Consider the following 21385-nt stretch of genomic DNA (forward strand, 5'->3'; position numbering starts at 1 on the left):
AGGCTTAAGGCGAGTTTTGACTGCTAACATAAGTAATTTTCCGAAGTTCGTTAAAAATCAGTGAAAATAAGTTCAGCCCCCTAACGAAGGATTCTGAATGAAGAACCTGCCCCTGATAATTTTGTGTTTAAGTCTGACGACAACTCTTTCTGCGTGCTCAGGAAGTTTCAGCGGCAAAAAATCAGGACAGGAAGATCAGACGGCGGAAAACCCCCCACAATCAGATCCTACGCAGCCGCCAAGTCAGCAGACTCCGACGCCTGCGCCGACACCAACGCCATCCCCTGAGCCAAGCCCAGAGCCAGCTCCAGTGCCTGCGCCCGTGCCGGAAGAACCGGCTCCGACTCCTGAACCAACTCCAGCCCCCACTCCAGAAGAGCCGACCCCAGCACCAGTGCCAGCACCGCAGCCGGCACCAGAACCCGCTCCTGCTCCGGCACCAACGCCGGATCCAGCGCCTGCGCCAGAACCAACACCAGCACCAATTCCAGCTCCAACTCCGGAGCCTTCGCCAACCCCTGCGCCTGAACCAAGCCCAGCGCCACAACCGACTCCAGAGCCAACTCCGGCACCGACTCCTGCTCCTACTCCGGCGCCAGAACCTGTTCCTGCACCTACGCCAGCTCCGGAACCAACACCTGAGCCGACTCCGGCACCAACTCCAACACCTGTGCCTGAACCTGAACCAGCACCAGTTCCTGAACCAGTGCCGGTGCCGACTCCAGTCAGTGGTTGTCCGGAGAACTATGAACTTGTTGCAGCTAACAGCACGGTGAAAACTGAAGCGTTCTGTATTGCTAAATTTGAAATGAAAAAAGCCAGCGGAAAAGCCGTTTCCACAGCGACGAACAAACCTTGGCTGGCGACCAAAGCGGCCGCCACCGACGCGTGTGCCGCGCTGGGTGCGGATTACCGTCTGCCGACAAATTCTGAATGGAATGCGGCGGCTTTGGAAATTTACAACAACCAGGAAAACTGGATTGATAAAAACAAGAAAGACACTTTGTACACTGGATACTATTCCGGATGGAGCGAGCCTGTGGAAATCAAAGACGTCACAAATCCATATGACAGCACCGGCAAAACCAGCGGAAGCGAACGACGCACCTTTGTTCTGGAAAGCGGCAAAGTGATCTGGGACTTCGGTGGCAATGCCTGGGAATGGGTCAGTGACACCATCTATGGCAGTTCGTACAACCCGGATCTTTCCAGCTTCTATGGTCGTCAGTATCACAACAACAACTGGGATGTGAAACCGGGATCAAAAGCGCTGTTTGATTTCACCGGCCTTGCGGATGCTGGCAAAAAAGACACCTCCATGGGGAACCTGTTCGGAGGAAGCTCGGGCAAAGTCATCCGCGGTGGTGCGCTTTGCATGCACTCCAAGGGCGTGACCGGGATATTTGCCGCCAATATCGGAGATATCACCGCCGATGAAATGCAGGCCCCTGCATCGTGGAATCTGAAAATGAACAACGTCGGTTTCCGCTGTGTGACCACGCCTAAATAGTCCCTGTCCAGATTTTCGACAGCTTTTTAAAGCCCTCCTCAAATTGAGCGGGGGCTTTTTCGTTTTCAGAACGGCATCTGATTTGCTCCTTCCAAAGCCGGAATAAACAATTGAAGGAGCGTTCCATGAGATTACAGAATATCGCACGTATCGCATCTGCGGTTCTTACCGTATCGAGCCTTTGGATTTCTCAAGCCGAAGCCAAGCAAGCTCCTACCAACAAGGCGGAATTCTGTGCGATGACCTCTCAGGATTACAAAGACATCCTGATGAAAGTGGAGAATCACCTGGCCTTTGAAAACCGTGGCGGCATCGGCGATCAAGGCGTGTGCTGGTGGCACTCCATGTTCACGCGAAATGCGACTTATCTGGCGATTTATCGTCCGGAACTGCCGCGCCCGACGCGTTCAGAAGCCCGTCAGATCATTGAAGACATTTCTGCCAACCGTGGTGTCGTCGAAATTCCCGGCTTTAAAAACCTGGAAGAATTTTCTTATGCTCATCGTGATCAGATTCAGACCTCGCTGAATGCCGCACAGATCGTGGACGGCGGCATCTTGTTTGGTTGGGTTCGCGGAGTAACTGGCAATCATGAAGTGGCCCCTCAGAAGCTTGAGAATATGATGAATGATCTTTACCTTGAAGTGCGCACAGGCCGCGTGGTTTATCAGATGCTGCAAATCGAGGGCATCATGGCTCACGCCTGGCTGGTGGTGGATATGGAGCGCGATGGAGACGGCTATATCCTGAAGGTACTGGATAGCAATGATCGCGATGTTTACAAAGTTTACTACAAGCGCGGAATGAAGCAGCTGCTGGATTATGACTCTGTCCCTTACACCAGCCGCAATGCGGTTGACTATCAGGGCTACAAAAACGCCAAGGCCTCTTTCTGCAAACGCGGAATGACTGCCAAAGACATCCGCGATCAACGCAACAACCGTCAGAACTAGAACTGATTTTAAAAAACAAAAAGGCCGGTATTTCTACCGGCCTTTTTTATTCGACTCTCGTCAAATTTGAAGTCTCTAATCTCCAACCACTCTTAGTGGTGGTGTACCGACTGACCCGTGTACTGAGCTTTGATTCCGAACTCGCGCTCCTTCTGAATCTTGAACAATTCTTTCGGAGACTTGATGTCCAGAGCATTGATCAGAACCTGATCCACATGGTCCACCAGGATCACTTTCAGATCTTTCATTACATCCTTAGGGATGTCCTTAAGATCTTTTTCGTTTTCCTTAGGGCAGATGATCAGCTTGATGCCACCGCGGTGAGCAGCAAGGATCTTCTCTTTCAGACCACCGATGGCCATCACGCGACCGCGAAGGGAAACTTCACCAGTCATCGCCACTGTGCGCTTCACAGGGACTTTCATGATCGCTGACACGATGGAAGTCGTCAGTGCGATACCTGCAGAAGGACCGTCCTTAGGAACTGCACCCTCTGGCAAGTGGATGTGCACATCAATGTTCGAGAAATACTCTTTGTCCAAACCGAACAAAGGACCTCTGGATCGAACATAGCTCATCGCCGCCGCACAGGATTCTTTCATCACATCACCCAGCTGACCGGTCACTGTGAACTTGCCTTTACCCGGCACCACGCTCACCTCGACTGCCAGAAGGTCACCGCCCACTTCCGTCCAAGCCATACCGTTCGTCAGACCGATTTCGTTTTCAGTCTCGATCATACCGAACTTGTACTTGTGCGGACCCAGAAGCTCGACCAGTTTCTGCGGAGTAACCACATAACCTTCGTTCTTCTTTGTGGAAGTCTTCGCCGTTTTCGCGCCTTTTTTGGCCGCTACAGCTTTTTTCTCTGTTTTAGTGTCGGCTTTGAAGTTTTCCAAAGTTTCGTTCATCACGATATCTTTAGCGACCTTACGAGCCACGTTTGCAAACTGTCTTTCCAGGTTACGAACGCCCGCTTCACGAGTGTAGTAGCGGATCACATCGCGGATGGTGTCATCCTTGATGGTGACTTTGTAGTCTTTCAAGCCGTGGTTTTCCAACTGCTTCGGAACCAGATAGTTCTTCGCAATGTGGAATTTTTCCTGCTCGATATAACCTTCAAGATTGATGATCTCCATACGATCCAAAAGAGGTCTTGGAATCGTGTGCAAGGAGTTCGCTGTCGCGATAAACATCACCTTGGACAGGTCGTATTCAAGCTCCAGATAGTGATCCTGGAAGTTGTTGTTCTGCTCAGGGTCCAAAACCTCAAGCATCGCAGCCGCCGGGTCACCTCTGAAGTCATTCGCCATTTTGTCGATTTCATCCAGAAGAACCAGTGGATTACCTTTGTCCACTTTACGAAGCGCCTGCAGGATTTTACCTGGCATCGCACCTACGTATGTTTTTCTGTGACCGCGAATTTCCGCTTCGTCACGCACGCCACCCAAAGAGATACGCGCAAATGGACGATTCAAAGATTCCGCGATGGATCTTGCCAAGGAAGTTTTACCCACCCCTGGAGGACCCGCCAGGCAAAGGATAGGCCCTTTCATATCTTTGGAGATAGACAATACTGCCAGGTACTCCAGGATACGATCTTTGACTTTTTCCAAACCCCAGTGATCGTCATCAAGAATGCGCTGGGCATTTTTGATGTCGTGTTTTTCTTCTGTGTAGTCAGCCCAAGGCAAAGACAGAACCCAGTCGATATAGTTGCGAACAACTGTCGCTTCCGCAGACATAGGTGACATCATTTTGAGTTTTTTAATCTCTTTCATGACCTTGTCTTTGGCTTCCTGACTCATTTTTTTGTTCTTGGTCTTGATCTCAAGATCCTGAAGCTCTGCCTGGTAATCGTCTTTTTCACCAAGCTCCTTCTGGATGGCCTGCATTTGTTCATTCAGATAGTACTCTTTCTGAGAGCGCTCCATCTGTTTCTTCACGCGTGTGCGGATCTTCTTTTCCACTTCAAGGATTTCGATCTCGCCGGTCATCAGGTTCAGAAGGTGTTCCAGACGCTTGGAAGGATCAATGATCTCCAAAACGGTCTGTTTGTCTTCAAGTTTCAGGTTCAGCTGAGCCACGATGATATCTGCAAGCTCCCCTGGATTTTCGATGGTCGAAACACGCATCAGAATCTCTGGCGGGATACGCTTGTTCAGTTTCACGTAGGTCTCGAACGTTCCTTTTACGGAGCGAACCAAAGCCTGCGCTTCAACGATATTTGTAGGATCTTCATCCAGGGCTTCAACCGCCACCGTGAAGAAATTATCGTTGTTTACAAAATTCTTAATCTTTACGCGACGTTTACCCTCAACCAGAACCTTCACAGTTCCATCCGGCAAACGAAGCAATTGGATGATTGTTCCAACTGTACCGATTGCAAAGATATCTTTAGGTTCGGGATTGTTGGTTTTGGCGTCCTTTTGAGCGGCCAAAACGATGTCGGTTTGTTTGCTCATCGCCTCTTCAAGAGCGTTGATGCTCTTTTCACGACCGACAAACAAAGGCATCATCATATGCGGAAAAATGATGAGGTCTCTTAGGGGCAAAAGTGGTAGTTGTTGTACTTTTCCCTCGCTCATAATCCTATCCCTCCCTGTGGGTTAACGAGCAGGCTCGTTCCTACTTAGAACCGAACCAAATCTGCTTAGGTTAAAAAATCCATCTCAACCTTGAGCAAATTCTTATACTCAGTCTAACTATGTGTATGATTGCTGGGAAGTAAATATATTGCAGAGAAAAAGACTTCTGGTCCTAGAAGCGAGTCCAATTTGCCCTAATTTTAGGCATCATAATCAGCCCTAATGCTAACCGAAAATAATTCTAATAAGTGTCGGAAATTGAGAATCTTTCCTAATTGTAATTCCAGGTCCTAACATTTTGATGCCCTTTTAAGCCATTTTGTTCGATAAGTGCTATGTGACACCCAGAGACAGCAAAAGATGGTTCCGCACCAACTCGCTATCACTCAAGCTGCTTATAGCGACTTGGGCCGTAAGCTCGTTTGCGACACTGATTCTTACCGCATTCCAACTCATCATGGACTATCAAAGAGATTTTGATAAGTTGCAGAACAACTTTACCATCATCAAGAACTCTTACCTTGATTCCATGGCCGAACATCTGTGGTCATATGACACAAGACTACTGGAAATTCAGCTTGATGGTCTGGGTCGTTTGCAAGGCGTAAGCTATTTGCGTCTGGTGGCTGACAATAAAACCATCTACGAGACCGGAAAGTCCGACCCCACCGAAGAAAGCCACAAGCGCTTTGATATCTATCACAAGAACACCAATGAAATCCTGGGCGCTTTGGATGTCGAACTGGATATCAAAAGCCTGCGTGAAAAGTACTTCCAGGAAGCCATTTGGATCTTCATTCGCCAAGCGGCCAAAACCGCAGTCGTGGTGTTCTTCCTGTATTTCATCTTCAACCGCATCCTGGTGGTTCATATCAAGCATATCGCCGGCTATCTGGCGGAAAACCGCGGCCGCGACGCCAAGGATCTGGAGCTGAAACGCCGGGCCCACAAAGGGCAGGATGAACTGGATGTTCTGGTTGAATCCATCAATCAGTTCCGGTCCGAGCTTTTGGAAGCCAATCAGAAACTGGAAAGCCTGAATCAGGCTTTGGAGCAAAAGGTCGCCGAGCGCACCCGCCAGCTGACCACGAAAAACGAAAGCCTGGAAAAAGCGATGATGCAGATCAAACGCATGCAGGCGACTTTGGTGGCGCAAGAACGTCTGGCGTCTTTGGGAAGTCTGACCGCCAGCGTGGCGCATGAAATCCGCAATCCGCTGAACTTCGTTCTGAATTTCTCTGAACTGCTGACTGATTCAGAAAATCTGGAAGAGATCAAAGAGATCAGCCGCGTGATTCTGAAACACAGTCAACGCATTGATCAGATCGTGCGTTCCATGCAGATCCTGTCCGGTTACGACAGCGATGTGCTGGAAGTTACTGACATCAATGAGATCGTTAAAAAATCCTATCAGGACACCGTTTCAACCCGCTCTTTGGGTTCAAGCTATGTGCCGCCGAAGGTGACTTACCGTTTGGGTGAATCCGTCAAAGCTCCGGTGTACACAACGTCTTTGCTGCGGGCTCTTTCCAATATCGTGGACAATGCGATCCATGCGTTGGAAAAGAAAGTGCGCGCCAATAAGAACTTCGAACCAGAACTTATTTTGTCCACAGCCGTGCGCGGGGACATGGTGGAAATCACCATCCGCGACAATGGTGTGGGCATCCCCACAATTCTTGGTGAAAAAATCTTTGATCCTTTCTTGACGACAAAGTCAGCGGGTGAAGGAGCTGGACTCGGACTGACTGTTGCATTTAATATTGCCCAGAAACACGGTGGCACATTAAAATACAACAGCGAGTTCGGGCAATGGACAGAGTTTTCGATGTCCCTGCCCCTTACACACGAAAGACCGAATTCATGATCCACATTGTGATAGTCGATGATGAAGCAGACACACACCTGCTTTATAAATTAAAGTTCAAAAAGCTGTTTGCACATTGGGGAGATCTCAATCTGACCTCTTTCCTGAATGCACCGGACTGCCTGGACTTTCTGAAAAGCCCGGAAGGGGCCAAGGTCGACCTGATTCTTTCAGACATCAATATGCCTGGCATGGATGGATTTGAGCTTTTACAGGCCGTCAAGGGCCTTCATATCAAGGTGCCGTTCTATATGGTCAGCGCCTATGAATCTTCTGAATTCCGCAACAAGGCCGAATCCTTGGGGGCCACCCGCTTCCTCAGCAAGCCGGTGGATTTCAGCCGCCTGGGAGACGCCGTTCGCCTGGATCTGAAACTGACGGAATAATCTGAATAGCTAAAAATAAAAAAAGACCCGGGGAAACCCGGGTCTTTTAGTTTTCGGCTTTTAGGAAGCTCCGGCCTGACTAGGCAGAGCTTTTCTTTTTCGCTTCTTCTTCCTCTGCGCGGATTTCTTCGTCGGTTTTATAGACGAGCATCGGCTGAGCGCCTTCGTTGATCACGTTTTCATCGATCACAACTTCCTTCACATTGTTTTTGGAAGGAATATCGTACATCACATCCAACATCGCTGTTTCCAGAACTCCACGCAAGCCGCGGGCACCGGTTTTACGTTTCAAGGCCATCTGGGCAACTGCACGCAGGGCTTTTTCCGTAAACTTCAGTTCCACACCCTCGAAGCTGAACAGCTTCTGGTACTGCTTCGTGATCGCGTTCTTCGGACGAACCAGGATGTCGAGCAAAGCTTCTTCATCCAATGGCGCCAGAACCGCAATCGCCGGAAGACGACCGATGAACTCCGGGATCAGACCGAATTTGGAAAGATCGTCCGGCTCCACTTTGGAAAGCAGATTCGCGCTCTTTTCAACTTCCTCGGATGTGCGGATGTCTGCCGCGATACCCATGGTTTTGTTCGTCGTTCTTTGTTCGATGATCTTGTCCAGACCCACGAACGCACCACCCACGATGAAGAGGATATTCGTCGTATCAACCTGGATGAATTCCTGCTGAGGATGTTTACGACCGCCCTTAGGAGGCAGATTCGCCACAGTGCCCTCGAGAATTTTCAGCAACGCCTGCTGCACACCCTCACCGCTCACGTCACGCGTGATGGACGGGTTTTCAGACTTACGGGAGATCTTGTCGATCTCGTCCACGTAGATCACGCCTTTTTGCGCTTTTTCCACGTCATAGTCAGAAGCCTGCAGCAAGTTCAACACCACGTTTTCAACGTCTTCACCGACATAACCGGCTTCCGTCAAAGTCGTCGCATCGGCCATCGCAAACGGCACATTCAGAACCTTGGCAATTGTCTGAGCCAACAAGGTCTTACCGGAACCTGTCGGACCGATCAGAAGGATGTTGGATTTTTGCATTTCAACGTCAGCGGATTTTTTACCGCCGGACATCGCATTCACACGCTTATAGTGATTGTGTACCGCAACTGCCAAAGTTTTCTTGGCTTGCGTCTGACCGATCACATAGTCATCAAGATAAGTTTTGATATCGGAAGGCTTGGGAACTTTGAACGTGCCCTTGACTGCCGTCTCGCGCTCTTTTTCCTCGTCAATGATGTCATTGCAAAGATCGATACACTCATCGCAGATGTACACGCCAGGACCGGCGATCAATTTCTTGACCTCTTTTTGGCCCTTGCCACAGAAGCTGCATCTCAAAGCACCGTTGGTATCTTTAGTTGTCATCGGCTCTTATCCTTTTTTTGCCTTACGGGATTCAACCACATGATCAAGCAAACCGAACTCTTTCGCCTGATAAGGATCCATGAAGTTATCGCGTTCCATGGCCGCTCTCAAGGTGTCATAGTCTCTGCCAGTGTGTGTCTCGTAGATGCGAGTCAATTTCTCTTTTGTTTTCACAAGTTCTTTGGCGTGGATTTCAATGTCCGTCACCTGACCGGATAGACCCCCGCCGGAAAGAAGCGGCTGGTGAATCATGATACGGGTGTTCGGCAGGCTGTAACGCATGCCCTTTGTACCCGCGGTCAGCAGCAACGAACCCATGCTCGCAGCCATACCCATGCAATAGGTCGCCACGTCGCACTTTACGAACTGCATAAAGTCGTAGATCGCCAGGCCCGCAGACACGCTGCCCCCTGGAGAATTGATGTACAAATGAATCGGCTTTTCAGGATTGTCCACTTCAAGGAACAACATCTGGGCAATGATAGAGTTCGCCACCTCATCAGTAACGGCAGTACCAAGAATGATAATGCGGTCTTTTAGTAGTCGGGAGTAAATATCGTAAGATCTTTCACCCTTTGAGGTCTGCTCGATGACGTAAGGTATGAGGGCCACTGCTGTCTCCTGTGGTTGTGATTGAGGTGTCATACTGTGCTACCTATCGGAATACTATGGCAGGACTTTATCAAAAAGCCTTTGACCCCCAAAACTGCTGTGCTACATCTATTAACGCACAACAAAACCGAATAATATTAAGGGGTTTTTATGGCTTTCAACTTACTTAACAAAGACATCGACACATTGACTTGCCCGGCTTTGGTCGTGTTTTCCAAGTCTTCTTCTCAAAAAGACAAGCTCGCAAAAGTGACTCATTCTGAAATTCACAAAGCTTTGCTGCCATCTTTGGAAGAAAAAACGATCTCCGGCAAACATCAGGAAACTGTTGTTTTCCGTGAATTCAGCTTCAATGGTTTCCGCCATGTAATCGTGGTGGGTCTTGGCAAAGAAAACGAAATCACTCACGAATCTGTTCGTCAGTCCATGGCTTCCGCTTACGAGGCGATCAAAGCTTTGAACGTGCCTGAAGCAGCCATTCACTTCGACGGCATCACTGCTGGCAAAAAAGACGCTGCAGATTTCGCAAAAGCGGCTGCTGAAGGTCTGATCCTGACTTCATACGTATTCAACGAATTGATGTCCGGTAAAAAAGACGCAAAAGAAATCAACGTTCACGTTGTTTCCAAATTGGGTAACGACAAAGCTGTGAAAGCTGCTTTCAACGAAGGCGCGATCCTGGGTTCTGTTGTGAACTTCTCCCGCCGTCTGGGCGATTTGCCAGGCAACCTGATGACTCCGACCATCCTTGCAGACCACGCAGTTGAAGGCGCTAAAGGCGTTGCCAACCTGAAAGTGACTGTGTGGGATAAAGCCCGCATCAAAAAAGAAAAAATGGGCGGCCTGTTGGGCGTTTCCAACGGTTCTGACCAAGAGCCGCGTTTCATCATCATGGAATACAAAGGTGCTGCCGCTTCCAAAAAGCCAGTGTGCTTCGTTGGTAAAGGCCTGACTTTTGACTGCGGTGGTATTTCCATTAAGCCAGGCGCTGGCATGGAAGAAATGAAATACGACATGTGCGGTGGCGCGAACGTTATCGGCACATTGCTGGCGATCGCAAAATTGAAATTGAAGGTAAATGCAGTAGGCCTTGTGGCTTCCACTGAAAATCTGATCAACGGTTCTGCGACAAAACCAGGTGATGTTCACACAGCTCGCAATGGTAAAACATTCGAAGTGAACAACACAGATGCTGAAGGTCGTTTGATCCTTGCAGACGCTCTTTCTTACGCGACAGAGCTTCAACCACAAATGATCGTGGATGCAGCGACTTTGACTGGAGCGATGGTTATCGCTTTGGGCAACACTCACACTGGTTACTTCACTCGTAACTCTGCTTTGAAAACAAAAGTTGAAAAAGCGGCTGTTGAATCCGGTGAATGGGTTTGGAACATGCCTTTGACGGACTTCCACGTTAAAGACATGAAAGGCACTTACGCTGACCTTTCCAACATCTCTTCCGGCAAAGGTGCAGGTTCTGCAACAGCAGCAGCCTTCCTTGAGCAGTTCGTGGGCGAAGGCATCCCTTGGGCGCACTTCGATATCGCGGGTACCGGCTGGGCTGTAGGCAATCGTTTGCCATATTGCCCTAAGAAAGGCGCTTCCGGCGCGATGATCCGTACCTTCGTTGAAATCGCGAAGCAGTACACATAAGCTTCTGAAAACAAAAACCCCTTCAGTGTTCCTGAAGGGGTTTTTTTATGTCCAAATTTTGAAAGAATCTTACCAGCTGAACACAACCGGGTGACCCAGGGTTTTCGCCACTTCATCACTTTCCACGACCAGCGCTTCAGACGCGCTTTCATTAACCAGCTTCACGGATTTCAACAACCACGTACGCGGCCATTCTTCCGGCAGGTTCGTAAAGCGCACGGTCACCTTCGGACCTTCGTTGAACTGGAATTCACCATCACCCGGATGCTCGCCCAAAATCTTTTGCACCGGAACATACAAGGCATTGATACGGGACATGTCGGAAGAAACATCACAACGCCCCTCCACTTCCATCTGTGGCTTGTCGCCACCGACAGAAACACCTTCTGCCTCAAAGCTCAAAAATACTTTCTGGAATTCCTGACAAGCAAGTTTCTTGCTGCCGTTTTCATCGATAAAGACAAAGTGGCCAAGACCGATACCTGCCCCTTGGGTGTTCTTTCTGATTTCCAAACCCGCCAGCAGACGCTGACGTACAGCCTCTTGCAGCTGTTCCCCACGCAAGTGAGAGAAGTCGAAATTATTTCTAACCGCTGCGGGATCACGATTGATTTGATATTCGTCAGTGTTGGATTTTAAGAAAGCAAAGCCTGCCACAAAACACACGGTGAACAGACCGACCACTCCGTAGAATTTTCTCATATTTGCGATCCCTCTTTTATTGAAGAATAGCACGGCGTGTTTCTGACATATCCTACTTTGTGACGGGCTGGCCGTAGGTCGCAGATTTTGCCTACCAAGGTCGAGGTGAAATTCCCGTAAGAATACCTGAAATATTTTCCGATGTTCCGGCACTGGAACACCTGTCATCCCCTTAAAACGCGGTAATTACCAATCCGATTTTACCTCTATTTTGTCTCTGGTTTTTTCCTCTTTTAGTCTCTGGGAAAGCATGCAATAAACCCAGTCCTTATGAATAAGACGTCCGAATTTCTATTAAACGAGTATCAAAGACGACGCTCTTCAGCGCCTCAATTGACCAATGCCCAATTCGCCAAGATTCTGGGTATTCCGTCCAGCCGCCTCAGTGACTATATCAATGGTCGCCGGATCATGACCATGTCGGTGGGTAAACAGGTTATCAAAGGCCTGGGTATGGGCGAAACCGACTTCGTTCATCTGAAAAATCTGATTGAGTTCGACAAACGCAAAGTCAAAACTCTGCTGCCGGAAGTACAGCTTAAAGAAGACGAGTTCGGCGTCATCTGCGACTGGTACCACTTTGCGATTCTGGCGCTGGTGCCGGTAAAAACATTCCAGCCCAATGCCAACTGGATTGCCGACCGCCTGAACATTCCGTTTGAAGTCGCACAGGCAGCCATCGAGCGTCTGTGCCGTCTGGGTCTGTTGCAGATCGAAGAAGGAAAATTCATCGTCACTCACAAGCAACTGGAAACCAGCCACAACATCCCATCTGAATCTTTGCGCCGCTCGCACAAGCAGTCCCTGGTTCAGGTTCTGGACAACATGGACCGTGTGCCATTGGATCTGCGTGATGTGACTTCCATCACATTCCCCATGAACCGTAAAAAAATCCCTGAGGCAAAACGCCTGATCAGAAACTTCCGCCGCAAAATGGCCACCTTGATGACCCAAGGGCCTAAAACGGACGTCTACAATCTGAACGTGCAACTGTTCCCGGTAACGAAGGTACAAAAATGAGAATCAGCCAACTAGTCATCACATCCCTGCTTTCGCTGATCGCGGTGTCCGCTCACGCCAACAACTGGTATGACCGCGGTAACGCCGGCTTTGCCCTGTTCTGCACCGGCAAGGCGCCAATCGTTCTGGATCTATACGAAGTCAGCACACGTGATCTGGGTTCCATCCTTTATTCAAAAGCTGTCACTCCTGTGGATAAAGCCGTGGATCTTGCGACTCGCCTGGAACAGGTCGATCCCGCACGCGCTCGCCAGTACCGCGAGGGCGCAAAAGACTTTATGGCCTCTGCGCAATTCGTGAATGATCTGGGCATTCGCCAGACTCCGGATCTGGGACTTGTGACCGTGCCGAAGGACTGCACTCTTGAGCAGGTGGTCTTCCAAAGAAATCCGTCCATTTTGAACAAAGCCCGCTATGTGGTGAATGCCAACTTGTGGAATCAGCTGGATGCCGACAATCAGGCGGCTCTGATTCTTCACGAGGTTATCTATCGTGAAGTGATCAACAGCACGGCTAACGAGCTGTTCTCTGAACGCGTGCGCCTGTTCAACGGTATTATTCATGCACACCACATGCGCAGTCTTATGAAAAAAGACTATCTGAAGATGCTGCGTGAACTGCACTTGACCACTTACGAGGAAAACGGCCTGAAGCTGTCTTTGGGTTACACCACGCCAGAGGGTTTCTGGGTGGATTCTGACGTGTTCATGGATCTAATGGGTCGTATTCTTTCTGCATCTTTGGCAGCCAACCAGTACTTCGGTTACGGCGGCATGGAGTACGCTTGTGTCGGCAGCACCGTGCCTGAAATGGGCCGTGTGACTTTGGAGGATGGCAACATCCGCACCCTGCGTGTGAACCCTGACTTTGCCCGCGACGGCGCTTGCAACCTGCCAATGCTGATCATTCCGGAAAGCAATGGCTTTGCGATCTTTGGCAGCCTGTGGTTCTTTGATGGTGCGAAAAATGTGATTCGTGTGGACGGCACGCTGAGCAAGAAAACTCAGCTGACCTACAAGGGCACCACTTACGAACTGGTTCCGGATCTGTTCAAAACTGACGTGTACAACACCACGTTCACTTTTGATAAAAACATGAACCTGACTGAAGTGGGCTTGGGCGGAACGCCTTGCCTGAATAAAACTGAAGGCAAAATTCAGTTTATCCAGAATCTGGCTAACGGCGAAGGCAGCGTGACTATTTCTGCCTCAGGAACACCGCAGTCTGTTCCGGCTTGTCACTAGTTCGACGTTGTCGACAAAAGAAAAAGGCCCGCTCTTTTCAGAGGGGCCTTTTTTATTTTCAGAAACTCTAATCACTGATTACTGCTTACCGCAGCCCACCGGCGTGTAGCCCTTAAAGACCGCGCCCATTTCCTGAGCCTCCATGGCAATCGCCAACAGGCCCAGCTTGGCTGTCCAGCCGTACACGTTTTCCTGCGGGCAGCCCGGCGTATTGATCGCCAGATCCGACACACACAAACGCTTATAAACCGCACCCGGACTGTTCAGACTTTCGGTAGAGCTTTTCTCGGCGTGCGTGCGCAGGAAACCCCCGGCAAGCTCGCAGCCCAGCATATAAATCACCGGCTCTGCACTGGCGCCGTCCGCTTCCACGATGGACGGAATGCCTTCCTGTATGATGACTTCTTCAACGTCACGACCGCCCTTGGCCGCTTTCATTTTTTTGCGGGACTTGTAGGACCAGGCTTTCACTTCTTCGCCGGAACCCACACGAATCACTGCCAAACCGTAAGTGCCGGCGTTGTTTTTCACAAACACGAACGGCTCTTGGTTGATGCCGCGTTTTTTATAGTCTTCACGCAGGCGAGCCAGCATCTGATCCACTTTTTCCGCCAAAGCATTGCGGCTGCTTTCATCCCCAATGTCGAAGTGCTCAAACAGTTCGGTTTCAACTCTTAGTAAGAAAGGATCAATCTTGGCCACTTCGGCAAATTCACTGGCAAGCTGGTTGTAGTATTTGAAGTACGTGCTTTTCTTGCGCTGATACCAGCCAAGCTCTCTTGGCGGGTTCATCGGGAATTCGCTCATTGTCGGAGCCCATTCCTCGTAGGCCTCAGAGAAGTCATTGTTGCTGATGATCAGATCCGGAGTGAAGCTTTTCAAAAGCTCCCCGCCCTTCAAAGCCGAGTGCACTGTCACTTCGTTACCGGCGGAACTGGTCAGATTCAAAGGCTCTGGCAGTTCACGGGGGATTGCGATTTTCACGACGCGACCGGTGGCTTCAATCAGCTTGCGGATGGTGTGAACGTTTTCCCAATAGAAAGCATTGTTGGTGTGCTCTTCAGTCACCAGCAAGATGTTCTTGATGCCGGCGCCGTAGTGTTTGGTGATGTACTTGTCGACCAGGGCCGGAGCGGATTCTTTGTCTGTCGGGCAGATATTATTAAAGCCTGCCGGAAAGATATTCGCATCCACGTTGGAAATTTTGTAGCCCGAATCACGAATGTCGTAACTGGAATAAATCGGATAGGACATGTTTGCGGTTTTGGAAGCAAACCAAGCACAGATCTCGTTCATATTGGCGAGGGTTTGTTTGTGCAGAATCAGTTTCGCCATAGTATCTCCTTAAGGCCAAAGCGACAGAAATTACAGATTAGGATCTTCCGAGGGAACCACTTTGGGAGGAAGAGGTATAGTGGCTTTCTCTTCATCAGGCAAGAGCGAGTCGGCTTTGACTCGTCCGGACCTGCGCAGACTGTTCAGTCGCTGGGATTCCTCGGTCAGTCCCATGACTTCATCGTTCGTATATACAATATTCTCGGTTTTCTTGCGCACGTCAGCCAGGAAGGTGAAGAATTCTGTTTCGTGAGAATTCATTTTTTGCCCCGTCGGCGGACGATACAATTCAGCCTGATCAATCAAACCCAAAAGTTCGGCACCCAAAGCAGACTGCAACCGGCGCTGTTCGCGCTGTGATTCCACCACGGTGAACAGATCTCGGTAAGTTTCCTGCAGGCGTGTTTTGGCGCGCACCGACCAGTTGGCGTCATTCAAGCGCACGGCTCTGAACAGATAAATCTGCACCAGCTTCTGCCCGCGCACGAAGGCTGTAAAATTCTGTACACCCAGCTGGTTAGTGGAAACCCCGCCCATTTGCACATAAGTTTTTGCCTGCCAGTCTTTGGGAAGCTCGGTGCCTTTTTCGGTCTGAACTTTTTCAATTCCGCGCTCAGCTTCATTCAAGTAAGCCACGGCATCGTCTTCACGATCCTGACGTCCATAAACGATAGCCAGGCGAGCAGGAATTTCGGCGGCCGCAGTTTCAAGTGGCAAATACTGACCCAGTTTCTTTGCATCCAACAAAGATGAAACTGTGCGCAGATCATCGCCTTGTGCCTCATAGGCAAAGGACATTTGATACAAGGCCTGCGCGGCAATCTCGGGCTGATAGTTGCGGGTTTTTACTGCAACATCACGGTAAAGATCCAACGATTCCTGCCAGCGCTCAAGTCCCGCCAAAGATTGTGCTTCACCCAAACGGGCGGCCTGCACAAAAGTGGACTGCGGATGCAGACCCTGGAATTCCTTATACAGAATCAAGGACTGATCAAAGCTTCCCGTATTTAAAACTTTTTCCGCATTGGATATCTGAGCAAGCTCTGTGGCGCGGACCGCCTGAGTTTCATCCGGCTGACTTCTTTGCCCCAGCAAGGAACATCCCGAAAGCAGAACCAGCGCGGTGGACAAAATCAGTCTCATGCTTTCTTTTCTCCTTCGACAATCAGGGCGCTGAGTTCTTCAAGGCCCCCCAGATCGGAAATATCCTTCACCAGATCAGGGATGCGGAAGACCCGGGCCTGATTCTTCATGCCCGACTCAAACTGCTGATACAATTGATCCCTCTGATTGTAGTAGGACCTCATCTGTGAATACAACTTCACAAGATCCTCATGGCCTTTTCCAGGGTCCTGAGCCGAACGGAGGTCCAGCCAGTACGGGAAGACACGATTTAAAACCACCGTGCCCAGATGGTAGCCGCCTTTTTTGATTTCTCTTGAGAAGTATTCAGCTTCCTTCAGTTTCGCCTGATCAAAGGCCGTCACCAGACAGAACTGAGTCGTCGGCGCCACCAGCATACGATGCACATCGATCGTGCGGGCCTGCAGCTTCCCCTGCCATTGCTCGATATTGACAAAGAAATCACCCAGTTCGCGGATGAAGTTTGACCCCGTCAAAGATTCCAAAACTTTCAGAACCTGGCGCGTACCGGTCTGAAGCAGGTGACCAAAGAAGCCGCCTTTTTTTCCTTCGGGATCGCGGAACCATTTCGCCACACCTTCGTTGAAAAGTGCGGAAAGCTTTTGCGGAGCATTCAGGAAATCAATTGCATGCTTCGTCGGTGGCGTATCCAGAACGATCAGATCAAACTGGCCGGATTCATAGCAGGAATACAGTTTTTCCAAAGCGGTGAATTCCTGCGAACCACTTAAGTTCGTGGAAAGCTGCTTGTAAAGGCTGTTATTAAAGATCTTTTGAGCTGATTCTGTTTTCTTCGCCGCGCGAGCGACAAAATCATCAAAGGTTTTTTTATGATCAATCACCGAGGCATACAGCTCGCCCTTGAAATTCTGCCCCGGAACTTTGGTGATGTCTTTGGTGCCTTCAATGCCCAGGGTCTGCGCCAGGCGCTTCGCCGGATCGATAGTCAGTACCAACACACGCTTGCCCTCTTTGGCGGCAAGCACGGCCAAGGAAGCCGCAATCGTGGTTTTACCCACGCCACCACTTCCGACACAGACTAAAACTTTGGTGTCTTTAAACAGGCTCACTTCAACACCTCCGCCGTTTTTTCCACCAGAGCCCAGGCGCTGGATTCAAAATACAACGGCACACGGGTGACCTCGGGGCTTAACCCTTGAGCTTGCGCCCACATTTGATTCTGACGGCGAATATGACCGTCCAGATACTCGGCAAATTTTGAAAGGTCGGAATTTTCAGACTGCACTTCCTGCAAAGTCTGCTCGGACACCGGCGCCTCGATCATCTTGTTCATGATCAGTTCAGCCGTGACACCAAATTCGTTTTTCAAGCGAGCGATCAACTCTGAAGCTTCTTTCAGCGGAAGCTCTTCCGGCAAGGTGACCACGTGGTATTTGCAGATTTCAGGATTGCGAATATGCGCATCGATACTGCGGCTTTGTTCACCCATGGGACCAAACTGCACGGCCTCGGCCATGCCTTTTGGAGCTTCCAGCAAAGCAATAAAGTGACCCGTGGCAAACGCATCCACCACAATACAATCAAACGGCAGCGCAGGGCCGTGTTTGCGGGGACCGCTGGTGACTTTTCCCAGGATCGCCAGTTCCGGCAAGGCAGGAGCCACATTAATGAAGGCCTTCATCACTGCATTTTCGAAGAACAGCTTCGCCAGGCTTTCCACCTTGATGAAATGACGGGCGTATTCCTGCAAACAGGCTTCGCCGGTCCACAAGGCTAAGGAAAGATTGGGTCTGATTGAAACTGGCTGAAATCCAACTTGGGGTAAATTAAAGAAATCCTTAAAGAAACTCTGATCTCCAAGTTCGACCAGAAGGGTCTTTTTACCCTCTTGGCTCTTTTTAAGCGCCAGGGCTGCGGCTAAAACCGACTTCCCCACGCCCCCTTTTCCGGTCACAAAGTGAATCTCTTGCTTCATAGGTTCTAAGAGTGTGGCTGACCTCTGATTTATAGGCATTACGCATGGCATTACAGTTGCCTAAAGTCGGTCCGTCTTTTAGTATCCACCAGTTTATAACGCGTTGGCGTAATCTAGGAGAAATAGACATGAAATCAAATGTAGAAAAGGTTTCCAACCTTTCCAGAAAGTTGAACATCGAAGTTCCGGCTGCGGCAGTTCAAACAGCTTTCCAAAAAATCTTCAATGGCATCCAAAAAGAAGTGACCATCAAAGGCTTCCGCAAAGGTAAAGCTCCTTTGGCGACTGTAAAAAGCCTTTACGGCGACCGTGTAAAACAAGACGTGGTTCAGGATCTGATCCAGAAGCACTACGCTGAAGCACTGAACGAGCACAAGCTTGAACCTATCAGCTACCCAGAATTCGAATTCGCAGATCCAACAGAGAACAAAGACTTCTCTTTCTCTGCAGCATTCGATGTTCGTCCAGAGATCGCTTTGAAAAAATACGAAGGCCTGGAAGTTGAAAAAGAAAAAGCTGAATTCGATGCAAAGAAAATCGATCAGGTTCTTGAAAACATCCGCGCTTCCCGCGCAACTTTCGAAGTTGTTGCTGAAGACCGCGCTGTAACCATGAGCGATATCGCTGTTATCAACTTCGAAGGTTTCATGGGCGGTCAGCCTCTTGAAAACGGTTCCGGCACAGATCACCATCTTGAACTGGGCGCGAAACAATTCATCGAAGGTTTCGAAGACGGCATCGTAGGAATGAAAAAAGGCGAAACTAAAACTTTGTCTTTGAAATTCCCGGATCCATACCACTCTGCAGAGCTTGCTGGTAAACCAGTGGAGTTCAAAGTGACTTTGAACCAGATCAAAGCAAAAGTTTTGCCTGAACTGACTAACGAATTCCTGGCGACTCTGGGCGGTCCAACTGACCTTGAGACTTTGAAAAAATCCATCCAGGAAGATCTTGAGCAAACTGAAACCAAACGCATCGAAGACGCCTTCAAAAACCGTCTTTTGAAAGCTTTGGTGAAAGAAAATCCAGTTGAAGTTCCACAATCCTTGATGAAAGAACAAAAAGCATCTTTGGTTGAAGACTTCAAAAAACGCATGTCTGAACAAGGCATGGGTCCGGATGACTTCGCTTCTTACGTTGAAAAATGGGATGGCGACTTCGAAAAGACGGCTGCTGAAATGATTCAGTCTTCTTTCCTGGTTGATGCTATTGCCAAGAAACATGACTTGTTCTGCAAAAAAGAAGACCTGGATGCTAAATTTGCTGAGTACGCTCAACAAACTGGTATCGAAGAATCCCGCATCAAGGAATTCTATGGTCGTCCAGAGCAGGCTTCCCGCCTGACTTACATGCTGACTGAAGAGAAAGTAATCGCTTTCCTGAACAAGTCCGTGAAAGTTAAAGAAGTTCCAGCTGGTTCTTTGAAAGAAGAAAACAACTAGTCTGCTGAATTTCCGTTCTGAAGTTTAAAACTTCCAAAGCCCGTCAGGCGATGCTTGGCGGGCTTTTTTATATCCAGAATGTCGCAACAGCGGCCCTATAAAGACTGACAATCGCCCTAACATCCCTGAAATAAGTACAGACCCACCACCCCCGAGCTGCAATCCAGCCATAACAGGGATGGCCCGGGAATTGATAATGCACTCTTGGATAGCTACAGGAGTGCCTATGGGTTTTAACCTCGATAATGACAAGTCAAAAGATCAGCTGAGTCTGTTCGACTACAAGCTGCCTAGTGCTGACTTTGCACCAGCAAAGAAGTCCAATGCCGATAACACGGCCATTGATTTTGATGCTTTCCTGATGGCCCACCGCGAGCCGGAACAAAGCAAAACCTCCCGCTTCCTGACGATCTCTGCCACCGTCCACGCCGCCGCACTGCTGCTGGCGATGATGGTCACGGTGCCCTTGGTTGAACAGGTAAAAACTGAAACCATCACGATTGAAATCGAAGACGTTCCTCAGCGCTTGATCACTCCGCGCGGAGCAAAAGTGCCTCCGACTCAAGGCGGAACTCCGGTTGCGGCTGATACTCCGGTTGTAGAAAAACTGGAAGACGCCGGCAGCCCTGGTGATGTGGTTATCGCCAAACCTAAAGCGGAAGCCAAAGCCAAGAATGTGGCGAAAGCTCCGAAAGCGGTTCCAGTAAAGGCCACTAAATCGGCGACTAAACCTTCCGTGGCGGCAGCCAAGGGCGGTCGCAGTGTGGCTCCGAAAACAGCGTTCAAAGCCGTTCCAATGACGATTGATGATATTGAAGCTCCAGAGCTGGATGAAGGCCAACTGGCCAAACACGCCGTGGCCTCCAGCATGAATGAAGACTTCAATGAAGACTTCGCAAACGTGGACCGCGCTCAAGGTGCTGCGCTTGAAAATGAGAAGAAGTCGATGGATGCACTGGCGGCAGCACTTGCTTCCGAACAGGATGAATCCCTGGCGGCTTTGGATGAAGACAACAAAGCTGAAGCCGACCAACTGGCGGCCCAGCAGGCAGATCTGCGCCAAAGAAACTCCAAAGCGATTGCTTCGGCTTTAGCAAACGAACGTGCTGCTGCGATGGCCGCGGCCGCTCGCGAAGCTGCTGAACGTGAAGCTCGCAGTAAAAAAGCCGGTCTTGGCGGCGAAGGCAATGGCCGAGGCATGGGTAAAGGCGCTGGCGCTGGGAATGCAGGTTCTCCGGGTCAGGGCACACAACTGGCGGGAACTCCGACGGGCGTTCGCAGCCTGGATCAGCTTCGTCAGATGCCGGGCAACCCACGCCCGCAGTATTCTCGCGAAGAGCGTCTTCGCGGAGACCAGGGTGCAGTAGCTTTCTATGCCTACATCACGAAAGAGGGTTATCCTCAGCAGTTTAAAATGATGAAGTCGACAGGCTTCCGTAACTTGGATTCCAAAACCCTGACGGCGCTGAAGAAATGGCGCTTCTATCCGGGTCAGGAAGGCTGGGTGGAACTGCCATTCCGCTGGGACCTCAAAGGGGGCGCGGTGGAAGATGGCGGCATGTTGCGACGCAGCGTTGGTCAGAGATAAGAACAGACCAAAAAACAAAAGGGCTCCAGAC

General features: G+C 49.8%; 17 protein-coding genes. 9 read left to right on the plus strand and 8 right to left on the minus strand.

Annotation, left to right across the window (positions count from 1 at the left end):
- Positions 1–97 precede the first annotated feature (97 nt).
- Positions 98–1510, plus strand: coding sequence for an SUMF1/EgtB/PvdO family nonheme iron enzyme (locus tag BDT_RS19245; protein ID WP_148278902.1), 1413 nt, complete (start codon positions 98–100; stop codon positions 1508–1510).
- A 125-nt stretch (positions 1511–1635) separates the two neighbouring features.
- Positions 1636–2463 (plus strand): hypothetical protein, encoded by an 828-nt coding sequence (locus tag BDT_RS18180; RefSeq protein ID WP_051026339.1) that lies wholly within the window; start codon positions 1636–1638, stop codon positions 2461–2463.
- 92 nt (positions 2464–2555) lie between these two features.
- Here BDT_RS18180 and lon read toward each other — a convergent pair whose 3' ends face one another.
- Complete coding sequence (gene lon, locus BDT_RS18185) at positions 2556–5051, minus strand: endopeptidase La (protein ID WP_041578099.1); 2496 nt, start codon at positions 5049–5051, stop codon at positions 2556–2558.
- Positions 5052–5508: 457 nt separating this feature from the next.
- On the opposite strand from lon, the gene BDT_RS18190 reads away from it, so the two are divergent.
- Positions 5509–6918 (plus strand): sensor histidine kinase, encoded by a 1410-nt coding sequence (locus tag BDT_RS18190; protein ID WP_015092713.1) that lies wholly within the window; start codon positions 5509–5511, stop codon positions 6916–6918.
- Entirely contained in the window at positions 6915–7304 is a 390-nt protein-coding gene (locus tag BDT_RS18195) for a response regulator (protein WP_015092714.1), read from the plus strand. The genes BDT_RS18190 and BDT_RS18195 overlap by 4 nt, the downstream gene beginning before the upstream one ends.
- Before the next feature lie 79 nt (positions 7305–7383).
- On the opposite strand, the gene clpX is transcribed toward BDT_RS18195, so the two are convergent.
- Together clpX and BDT_RS18205 are read right to left on the minus strand one after the other, a co-directional pair.
- Positions 7384–8679, minus strand: a complete 1296-nt coding sequence (gene clpX, locus BDT_RS18200) for an ATP-dependent Clp protease ATP-binding subunit ClpX (protein WP_011166058.1) — start codon at positions 8677–8679, stop codon at positions 7384–7386.
- Positions 8680–8685: 6 nt separating this feature from the next.
- Entirely contained in the window at positions 8686–9324 is a 639-nt protein-coding gene (locus BDT_RS18205) for an ATP-dependent Clp protease proteolytic subunit (RefSeq protein ID WP_011166059.1), read from the minus strand.
- 117 nt (positions 9325–9441) lie between these two features.
- Here BDT_RS18205 and BDT_RS18210 point away from each other — a divergent pair, with 117 nt between their 5' ends.
- The gene (locus tag BDT_RS18210; RefSeq protein WP_015092716.1) at positions 9442–10944 is read left to right on the plus strand and encodes a leucyl aminopeptidase; all 1503 of its coding nucleotides are present in this window, start codon (positions 9442–9444) and stop codon (positions 10942–10944) included.
- Positions 10945–11013: 69 nt separating this feature from the next.
- Here BDT_RS18210 and BDT_RS18215 read toward each other — a convergent pair whose 3' ends face one another.
- On the minus strand, positions 11014–11646 hold the full coding sequence (locus tag BDT_RS18215) for a hypothetical protein (RefSeq protein ID WP_080602452.1): 633 nt from the start codon (positions 11644–11646) through the stop codon (positions 11014–11016).
- Between the two features lie 270 nt (positions 11647–11916).
- Between BDT_RS18215 and BDT_RS18220 the strand changes: the two genes are divergently transcribed.
- The gene (locus BDT_RS18220; RefSeq protein ID WP_080602453.1) at positions 11917–12666 is read left to right on the plus strand and encodes a TIGR02147 family protein; all 750 of its coding nucleotides are present in this window, start codon (positions 11917–11919) and stop codon (positions 12664–12666) included.
- Complete coding sequence (locus tag BDT_RS18225; protein ID WP_015092719.1) at positions 12663–13910, plus strand: hypothetical protein; 1248 nt, start codon at positions 12663–12665, stop codon at positions 13908–13910. Before BDT_RS18220 ends, BDT_RS18225 begins: the two co-directional genes overlap by 4 nt.
- 78 nt (positions 13911–13988) lie before the next feature.
- Here BDT_RS18225 and gshA read toward each other — a convergent pair whose 3' ends face one another.
- The 4 genes from gshA to BDT_RS18245 are packed head-to-tail and all read right to left on the minus strand — an operon-like array spanning position 13989 to position 18324.
- Positions 13989–15245: a glutamate--cysteine ligase gene (gene gshA / locus BDT_RS18230; protein WP_015092720.1), complete on the minus strand. Its 1257-nt coding sequence runs from the start codon at positions 15243–15245 to the stop codon at positions 13989–13991.
- A 30-nt stretch (positions 15246–15275) separates the two neighbouring features.
- Positions 15276–16388 (minus strand): tetratricopeptide repeat protein, encoded by a 1113-nt coding sequence (locus tag BDT_RS18235; protein ID WP_015092721.1) that lies wholly within the window; start codon positions 16386–16388, stop codon positions 15276–15278.
- A complete protein-coding gene (locus tag BDT_RS18240) occupies positions 16385–17458 on the minus strand; it encodes an ArsA family ATPase (protein ID WP_015092722.1) in 1074 nt (357 codons plus the stop codon). Before BDT_RS18240 ends, BDT_RS18235 begins: the two co-directional genes overlap by 4 nt.
- The gene (locus BDT_RS18245; protein ID WP_015092723.1) at positions 17455–18324 is read right to left on the minus strand and encodes an ArsA family ATPase; all 870 of its coding nucleotides are present in this window, start codon (positions 18322–18324) and stop codon (positions 17455–17457) included. Before BDT_RS18245 ends, BDT_RS18240 begins: the two co-directional genes overlap by 4 nt.
- A gap of 128 nt (positions 18325–18452) precedes the next feature.
- Here BDT_RS18245 and tig point away from each other — a divergent pair, with 128 nt between their 5' ends.
- Both tig and BDT_RS18255 read left to right on the plus strand, forming a co-directional pair.
- Entirely contained in the window at positions 18453–19766 is a 1314-nt protein-coding gene (gene tig / locus BDT_RS18250) for a trigger factor (RefSeq protein ID WP_015092724.1), read from the plus strand.
- A gap of 226 nt (positions 19767–19992) precedes the next feature.
- Positions 19993–21354 carry a TonB family protein gene (locus tag BDT_RS18255; protein ID WP_015092725.1) on the plus strand — a complete coding sequence of 454 codons (1362 nt, stop codon included), beginning with the start codon at positions 19993–19995 and terminating at the stop codon, positions 21352–21354.
- The last annotated feature ends 31 nt before the right edge of the window (positions 21355–21385 follow it).

Source organism: Bdellovibrio bacteriovorus str. Tiberius (assembly GCF_000317895.1).
Classification (GTDB): Bacteria; Bdellovibrionota; Bdellovibrionia; order Bdellovibrionales; family Bdellovibrionaceae; genus Bdellovibrio; species Bdellovibrio bacteriovorus_F.